This is a genomic window from Staphylococcus simiae (genome assembly GCF_002902085.1).
GTDB classification, from domain to species: Bacteria; Bacillota; Bacilli; order Staphylococcales; family Staphylococcaceae; genus Staphylococcus; species Staphylococcus simiae.
Genome location: NZ_PPQR01000132.1, coordinates 21,059 through 29,033 on the forward strand (window position 1 = coordinate 21,059; position 7,975 = coordinate 29,033).

The 7,975-nt window shown below is 33.5% G+C and carries 8 protein-coding genes; all 8 read left to right on the plus strand.

From position 1 onward, the window contains the following. Positions 1-240: 240 nt before the first annotated feature. The 8 genes from CD113_RS11695 (at position 241) to galU (ending at position 7,885) form a co-directional block, all read left to right on the plus strand. The gene (locus CD113_RS11695) at positions 241-2,322 is read left to right on the plus strand and encodes a BglG family transcription antiterminator (RefSeq protein ID WP_002461626.1); all 2,082 of its coding nucleotides are present in this window, start codon (positions 241-243) and stop codon (positions 2,320-2,322) included. Next, entirely contained in the window at positions 2,322-2,789 is a 468-nt protein-coding gene (locus tag CD113_RS11700; protein WP_002461624.1) for a PTS sugar transporter subunit IIA, read from the plus strand. The genes CD113_RS11695 and CD113_RS11700 overlap by 1 nt, the downstream gene beginning before the upstream one ends. A 40-nt stretch (positions 2,790-2,829) precedes the next feature. Then, positions 2,830-3,108 carry a PTS sugar transporter subunit IIB gene (locus CD113_RS11705; RefSeq protein WP_002461623.1) on the plus strand — a complete coding sequence of 93 codons (279 nt, stop codon included), beginning with the start codon at positions 2,830-2,832 and terminating at the stop codon, positions 3,106-3,108. 119 nt (positions 3,109-3,227) lie between these two features. Further along, on the plus strand, positions 3,228-4,487 hold the full coding sequence (locus tag CD113_RS11710; RefSeq protein ID WP_002461622.1) for a PTS galactitol transporter subunit IIC: 1,260 nt from the start codon (positions 3,228-3,230) through the stop codon (positions 4,485-4,487). 17 nt (positions 4,488-4,504) lie between these two features. Then, a complete protein-coding gene (locus CD113_RS11715) occupies positions 4,505-5,539 on the plus strand; it encodes a zinc-binding dehydrogenase (protein ID WP_002461621.1) in 1,035 nt (344 codons plus the stop codon). Between the two features lie 16 nt (positions 5,540-5,555). Beyond that, positions 5,556-5,702, plus strand: a complete 147-nt coding sequence (locus CD113_RS12775; protein ID WP_002461620.1) for a hypothetical protein — start codon at positions 5,556-5,558, stop codon at positions 5,700-5,702. A 23-nt stretch (positions 5,703-5,725) separates the two neighbouring features. Then, on the plus strand, positions 5,726-6,772 hold the full coding sequence (locus CD113_RS11720) for a galactitol-1-phosphate 5-dehydrogenase (protein ID WP_002461619.1): 1,047 nt from the start codon (positions 5,726-5,728) through the stop codon (positions 6,770-6,772). A 243-nt stretch (positions 6,773-7,015) separates the two neighbouring features. Further along, positions 7,016-7,885, plus strand: a complete 870-nt coding sequence (gene galU / locus CD113_RS11725; RefSeq protein ID WP_002461617.1) for a UTP--glucose-1-phosphate uridylyltransferase GalU — start codon at positions 7,016-7,018, stop codon at positions 7,883-7,885. Positions 7,886-7,975 lie beyond the last annotated feature (90 nt).

Sequence of the window (7,975 nt, forward strand, 5' to 3'; positions counted from 1 at the left end):
AACGATATTAACCTCTTTCGCAGGCTATAGCAATATATTTTTGCTGATAGCTATTATTGTTATCCATTTTGTCATAATTAATAACTTTAAAATTTAGAAAGAATAACTACGCATTATAATGAAAAAGTTAGTAAATCACAATGATGTACATCGTCTTCACGTGAATATGTGTTCAAAGTATGTACATCGGTGTGATGTATGATGATAAATTAGGCTTAGGTGCTCAAGGGAGGATCATATATGGATGTGGACAATCAACAAATACTTAAAGAAATTGCATTGAATCCAACCATTCAAGGTAAAGAGCTTGAAACTATTTTTGCATTATCTAGAAGACAACTCGGTTATCGAATTCAAAAGATTAATATTTGGTTAGAAAACGAAGGTTATCCTAAATTAGAACGAACGAGTCAAGGTAACTTCATTGTGAGTTCAGAAGTGATTAAATTATTTAAACATGATCACGATACGCAAGATTTAACGGATCCGGTAAATCAAATATTTAGTATCGCTGAGCGACGTTATTATTTAATGTTAATGCTTTTTAGTAAGGAGAATGCATCATCTTTAAATCATTTTGCTATTGATTTACAAGTGAGTAAGAACACGATTATTCATGATATTAATTACATTCGCCAATACATACAAGATCAAGGTCTAGAACTTAAATATTCTAGGAAAAATGGTTACGAAATGATTGGTGATGAAATTGAAATCCGTCGTTTTCTTTTTAAATTAATCAATCAACGTGATGATTATGAACTTACTAAGAGTGAGATGTTGAAAGCATTAAATTTAACCTTTGAAGATATAGATGTTCAAAAAAAGAGGTTGAAAGATGTCGAGCAATTTTTGAAAAGTCGCTTTATTGATAAATCACTGAGCGCATTACCCTATGTCTTAAGTGTAATTAAACGACGCATTCATGATGGTTTGATTGTTAATCCTTTGAACATAAACTATCAATATTTAAAAGATACTAAAGAATATCAAGCGACTGAGATTATTACACAGCATTTTACAGATATTCCAGAAGCAGAAAAATTGTATCTTACGTTACATCTATTATCTACAAGTGTACAATGGGTTGATTTAAATGATACGCATAGCTTACCTGAATTAGAAGCGGCAATTAAACAAATGATTCATTACTTTGAGCAAATTACTTTCATTAATATAGAAGATAAAGCCAAGTTGACACATCAGATGTTATTACATTTAACACCCGCATTTTATCGTATTAAATATAATTTAACTGATCGTGATGAGTTAGTTGATCCACTTCAAGGTAACTATCAAGAGCTATTTCATATGGTGAAACAAGCAAGTATGCCATTAACTGAATATTTAGGTAAAGCATTACCTGATAATGAATTATCCTATCTAACGATGCTATTTGGTGGCAGTTTGAGACGCCAAGATGAAAATTTTGAAGGGAAGATTAAAGCGATTATTGTTTGTACACAAGGTACATCGGTATCACAAATGATGTTGTACGAACTTCGTAATTTATTCCCTGAGATGATCTTTTTGGACGCTATTTCATTAAGAGAATTTGAAGATTATGCGCTCGATTATGACATTGTATTTTCACCTATGTTCGTCTTAACACATAAAAAGTTATTTATTACTAAGGCGTCACTATCAGATGTGGAACAACGTAAATTACGCAAAGAAGTGATGAAATTTATTAACAAAGAATCTGCTGATATTGATAGTGAAATCAATAAATTAATGGCACTTATTGAACGTACAACAACAGTTAATGACATTAGTGAACTACGCGAAGGGTTGGAAGATTTTATCGTTAATTTTAATTCTTTAACCACGATAAATAGTTCAATGTTAACGCATAATCGTGAATTAGATTTAGCAGATTTGATACCAGCCAGACATATTAGAAAAGAATATAAAGTTCGTGATATCAATGATGCCATTACTAAAGCGAGTGAATCATTAGTCAGCAATCATTTTATTAATCAAGACTATATAACAGAAATGCAACACGCATTTGATGATTCATATATGGTGATTATGCAAAATATTGCTATACCTCATGCCTACTCTGAAACGAATGTACATAAAACGGCAATGAGTATGTTGATTTTACAAGAACCAGTGGAGATGTCTGATGGCACAGCTATTCATATCATTGTACCGATAGCTGCTGTTGATAAAGTTGCACATTTAAGAGCACTGTTACAGCTAAGAGATTTAGCTCAAGATAATAAGGCAGTTGACAGAGTTATTCGCAGTCGTAAAAATTCTGAAATTAATACTATTTTAAAGGAATTTTCTAATAAAGAAATGAGGGAGTCTTGATGTCACAATCATTAATTCAAGAGGAAAATATTTTGCTGAGCTTAACAGCATCAGACAAAGAAGACGTATTATCGCAAATGTCTGATTTACTTCATCGCAATGGTTATGTCAAAGAAACATTTAAGCAAGCAGTGATTGATAGAGAACATGAATTTGCAACAGCTTTACCAACGCAACGATGTTCTGTAGCCATTCCACATACAGATGTTGAACATATTAATGAAAGAACAATCGGTGTAGCCATTTTGGAAGATGAAGTGCCATTTGTGGAGATGGGCACACTTGATCAACAAACAAATGTCAAAATTGTCTTTATGTTAGCGATGGATAAAGTGGACGATCAATTATCACTATTACAGCAATTGATGCAAATTTTCCAGAGTGACGACAAACTAGAAAGCATTCTTCGTGCAACAGACACGACAGAATTAGCAGCATTAATTAATCAGTATTTAGCACATAAGTAAGAGACATAATAAAACAATTAACTAAATGGAGGAATTTAAAATGAAACAAGTATTAGTAGCATGTGGAGCAGGTATCGCAACATCAACAGTAGTGAATAACGCAATAGAGGAAATGGCCAAAGAGCATAATATTAAAGTAGACATTAAACAAATCAAAATTACCGAAGTAGGTCCTTATGAACAAACAGCAGATTTACTAGTAACAACTGCGATGACTAAAAAAGAATATCCATTCCCAGTCATAAATGCACGTAACTTCTTAACTGGTATTGGTATTGAAGACACTAAAAAGCAAATCTTAGAAGAATTACAAAAATAAATGAGTTTCTAAGACGACATAGTCAATGTTCAACGCATAACGATATTTATATGAAATTTGCATATAAAAATAATTGAAAGAACATATATTCATTTCTCAGAATAGGGATGTTTTAACACATGACATACTTCACTGATTTTATTAGGGGATTTTTAGATTTAGGTGCAACGGTTATTTTGCCAGTAGTTATTTTCTTACTAGGTATCTTCTTTAGACAAAAAGTAGGTGCGGCATTTAGATCAGGTTTAACTATCGGTGTTGCCTTTGTTGGTATCTTCTTAGTTATTGATTTATTAGTTAAAAACTTAGGTCCAGCAGCACAAGCAATGGTTAAAAATTTAGGGGTAAGCTTAAATGTTATTGATGTAGGTTGGCCAGCAACGTCATCAATCGCCTGGGCATCATCTGTCGCAGCCTTTATTATTCCTTTAGGTATCATAGTCAATGTTGTTTTATTACTTACAAAAGCAACTAAAACAATGAACGTAGATATTTGGAACTTCTGGCATTACACATTTATGGCAGCAATGGTTTATGCCATTTCTGGTAGTATGTGGCAAGCACTATTAGCGGCAGTCATCTTCCAAGTGATTTGTCTAAAAGTAGCAGACTGGACTGCGCCGATGATGAGCGAATTCTTCGATTTACCAGGTGTGTCAATTGCAACTGGTAGTACGATTTCATACGCACCAGGTATTTATTTAGTGAAATTATTACAAAAAATCCCTGGTATCAATAAATTAGATGCTGATCCAGAAACCATCCAAAAACGTTTCGGTGCTTTTGGTGAATCCATTTTCGTAGGTCTTGTCTTAGGTTTAGGTATTGGTATATTAGCAGGATATAACGTTGGAGATGTCATCAACTTAGGTATGTCAATGGCAGCAGTAATGGTATTAATGCCAAGAATGGTTAAGATCTTAATGGAAGGTTTAATGCCTGTATCAGAATCAGCAAGAACATGGTTAAACAAACGCTTTGGAGATCGTGAAATTTACATTGGCTTAGATGCAGCTGTGGCATTAGGACATCCTGCTGTTATTTCTACAGCATTAATTTTAGTACCGATCACAGTATTATTAGCAGTTATTTTACCAGGTAACCAAGTACTGCCGTTTGGTGACTTAGCAACTATACCATTCGTCGTAGCATTTATCGTTGGTGCAGCTAGAGGTAACATTATTCATTCTGTCATTGTAGGTACGATTATGATTGCAATTTCATTATATATTGCAACAGACGTAGCCCCAATTTTCACAGACATGGCTAAAGGTACAAATGTTCAAATGCCAAAAGGGTCTTCAGAAATCTCTAGTATTGACCAAGGTGGTAACATCGTTAACTATATTATCTTTAAAATATTTAGTCTATTTAATTAGATATCGAGGTGTATGTGATGAAAGCTTTAGTAAAGACAAAAGCAGGACATGGCAACTTAGAACTTCTTGATAAAGAAGTAGCAACACCAGTAGATGACAAAGTGAAAATTAAAGTACATTATGCAGGAATTTGTGGCACAGATATTCATACTTATGAGGGACATTATAAAGTGAATTTTCCTGTGACATTAGGTCATGAATTTTCAGGGGAAATTGTTGAAGTTGGTGACGATGTGACAGATTTCAAAGTTGGAGATCGTGTCACTTCAGAAACAACATTTTATGTATGTAATGAATGTGAGTATTGTCAGACGAAAGATTATAACTTATGTAATCACAGAAAAGGTATTGGTACGCAAGTAGATGGTGCATTTACCAATTATGTTATCGCACGTGAAGAAAGTTTACACCATATACCTGACAATGTGTCCTATCAATCAGCAGCTATGACGGAACCTTTAGCATGTGCTTACCATGGTGTATCTAAGGTAGCAGTGAATCCTGGAGATATTGCGGTAGTTATGGGGCCTGGACCTATTGGCTTGTTAGTGGCGCAAGTGTTGAAAAGTGAAGGTGCTAAAGTCGTTGTGACAGGTTTAGATAACGATAAAGTTCGTTTAGAAAAAGCACAAGAGCTGAATATGGATTATATTGTGAACTTACAACAAACAGATTTAAAAACATTCGTTAATGATATAACTGATGGTTATGGTGCTGATGTTGTTGTTGAATGTTCAGGTGCAGTGCCTGCAGCATTACAAGGTTTAGATATTTTACGTAAAAAAGGACGCTATAGCCAAATTGGTATTTTTAAAGATGCTGAAATTCCATTTGATTTAGAAAAAATCATTCAAAAAGAATTAACAGTAGTCGGCAGTAGAAGTCAAAAGCCTGCTGATTGGGAACCGTCATTAAAACTAATGTCAGACGGCTTAGTAGATGCGGAAGCATTAGTGACAAAAGAATTTTATATTGATGACTGGGATCACGCGTATCAGCACTTGAAATCAGGTGAAGGTATTAAAGCGTTACTGAAGCCACTTGACAATTAAGTAGAGGTGAATAGATATGGTAGAAACAATGTTGGAGTTTATGCTTGGACCATTCAGACAAATTACGAATTTTTATATGGATCATTTGTTGATTAGTAATTCTGTAGTGCTTTCTGGTTATGCCGCAACAGTATTCTTTAAAAAGAAAAAAGTTGCGAATTAACGCAAGATTGAGGTGATTGACAAGTGAAATCTTTAAATTTATATGATGTTGAAGATTTGAGATATGAAGATAGCGAACAACCAACGATAGTCAATGATAATGATGTGCTAATTAAAGTGAAAGCTACTGGAATTTGTGGTTCTGATACATCACGTTATAAAAAACTTGGACCCTATATCGCTGGTATGACATTTGGTCATGAATTTTCAGGTGTAGTGGAAGCGGTCGGAGAAGCGGTGACACATCTAAATCCTGGAGATAAGGTTACAGGTTGTCCTGCAATGCCTTGTTATGAATGTGATTACTGTTTAAAAGGAGAGTATTCATGCTGTAAATCATTATATGTGATAGGTTCCTATGAGCCAGGATCGTTTGCTGAATTTGTTAAGTTACCAAGTCAAAATGTCTTGAAAGTACCGGATAATGTTGATTATGCAACTGCAGCTATGGTTGAGCCATCTGCTGTTGTAGCACACGGTTTTTATAAAACAGCAATACAACCTGGTATGACGGTAGCTATTATGGGATGTGGTAGCATAGGATTGCTAGCCATTCAATGGGCACGTATCTTCGGTGCTGCACATATCATTGCTATCGATATTGACGATCATAAATTAGATATTGCTAAAAAAATAGGTGCACATCAAGTTATCAATTCGCTTGAAACAGATTTAGAAACATTTATTGAAACACACTATAGTAATCAAATTGATGTCGCCATAGAATCATCTGGAGCCAAGGTAACCATTGGTCAAATCCTAACATTACCCAAAAAGGGTGGAGAAGTACTGTTATTAGGTATTCCATATGCAGATATAGAGATTACAAGACAACATTTTGAGAAAATTTTACGTAATGAACTGAGTGTACATGGTTCATGGAATGGCTTATCAAGTCCATTTCCAGGAAAAGAATGGCATGCCACGTTACATTATATGCAAACCAAAGATATTAATGTAACACCGATTATTTCACATTATCTACCATTATCTGAAGGTCCAGTAACATTTGATAAATTAGTAAATAGAAAAGAAAAATATGACAAAGTGATGTTTGTGGTTAACGACTAATATCATTTGAATTTAAATAAGCCAATTGATTTGTTGTAATGATACGACAAGTTAATTGGCTATTTAGTATTTTGATTCATATCATTGGTGATTTTTGATAGAAAAATCGAAAGTGAATAAAAATGTAATTCTATATATTTGTTTTTTTGAATTAATTAGTTAATGTGTTTTACATATTTATATACAAATGTTGTACTATTAATGGTAAAGTTGTAATGAGAACATAGGGAGGAGAATGATATTTTGAAAAAAATAAAAAAGGCGATAATACCTGCAGCAGGGCTTGGAACGCGTTTCTTACCAGCAACAAAAGCTATGCCTAAAGAAATGTTACCTATTCTTGATAAACCTACTATCCAATATATTGTTGAAGAAGCAGCTAGAGCAGGCATTGAAGATGTTATTATAGTTACTGGAAAACACAAACGTGCAATTGAAGATCATTTTGATAATCAAAAAGAATTAGAGATAATTTTAGAAGAAAAAGAAAAATATGACGTACTTCAAAAAGTACAATATCCAACAGGATTAGTTAATATATTTTATGTGAGACAAAGAGAACAAAAGGGTTTAGGACATGCAATTTATACAGCTAAACAATTTATCGGTGAAGAACCATTTGCTGTATTACTTGGTGATGATATTGTTGAATCTAACGTTCCCGCAATAAAACAGTTAATGAGTACTTATGAAGAAACTGGTACTTCAGTAATTGGTGTTCAAGAAGTCCCTGAAGAAGAAACATATCGTTATGGCATTATTGACCCTTTATCTAAAGAAGGTCGTCGATATGAAGTGGAAAAATTTGTTGAAAAACCAGAAAAAGGTAAGGCGCCATCTAATTTAGCAATTATGGGACGTTATGTTTTAACTCCAGATATTTTTGAATACCTTGCTACTCAAAAAGAAGGGGCCGGGAATGAGATTCAATTAACAGATGCTATTGAACGTATGAATGCTCAAAGTAAAGTATATGCTTATGATTTTGAAGGCACTCGTCATGATGTCGGAGAAAAGATTGGATTTGTTAAGACTACTCTACATTATGCGTTAAAAGATGATAACATGAAAAAAGAAATTAAAGACTTCATTGAAAAATTAGACTTAAATTAATAAAGACACTAAACTACAAATTGCTATCAAGCTATTATATCTAATGTGATTAAATAGTATAACCTTAGATAGTATTTTGTAGTTTTTTGA

What these genes read in the sequence shown, in the direction of transcription:
- CD113_RS11710 (WP_002461622.1), top strand. Translation starts at nt 3,228, where the DNA reads ATGACATACTTCACTGATTTTATTAGGGGATTTTTAGATTTAGGTGCA.
- CD113_RS11695 (WP_002461626.1), top strand. Translation starts at nt 241, where the DNA reads ATGGATGTGGACAATCAACAAATACTTAAAGAAATTGCATTGAATCCA.
- CD113_RS11705 (WP_002461623.1), top strand. Translation starts at nt 2,830, where the DNA reads ATGAAACAAGTATTAGTAGCATGTGGAGCAGGTATCGCAACATCAACA.
- CD113_RS12775 (WP_002461620.1), top strand. Translation starts at nt 5,556, where the DNA reads ATGGTAGAAACAATGTTGGAGTTTATGCTTGGACCATTCAGACAAATT.
- CD113_RS11715 (WP_002461621.1), top strand. Translation starts at nt 4,505, where the DNA reads ATGAAAGCTTTAGTAAAGACAAAAGCAGGACATGGCAACTTAGAACTT.
- CD113_RS11700 (WP_002461624.1), top strand. Translation starts at nt 2,322, where the DNA reads ATGTCACAATCATTAATTCAAGAGGAAAATATTTTGCTGAGCTTAACA.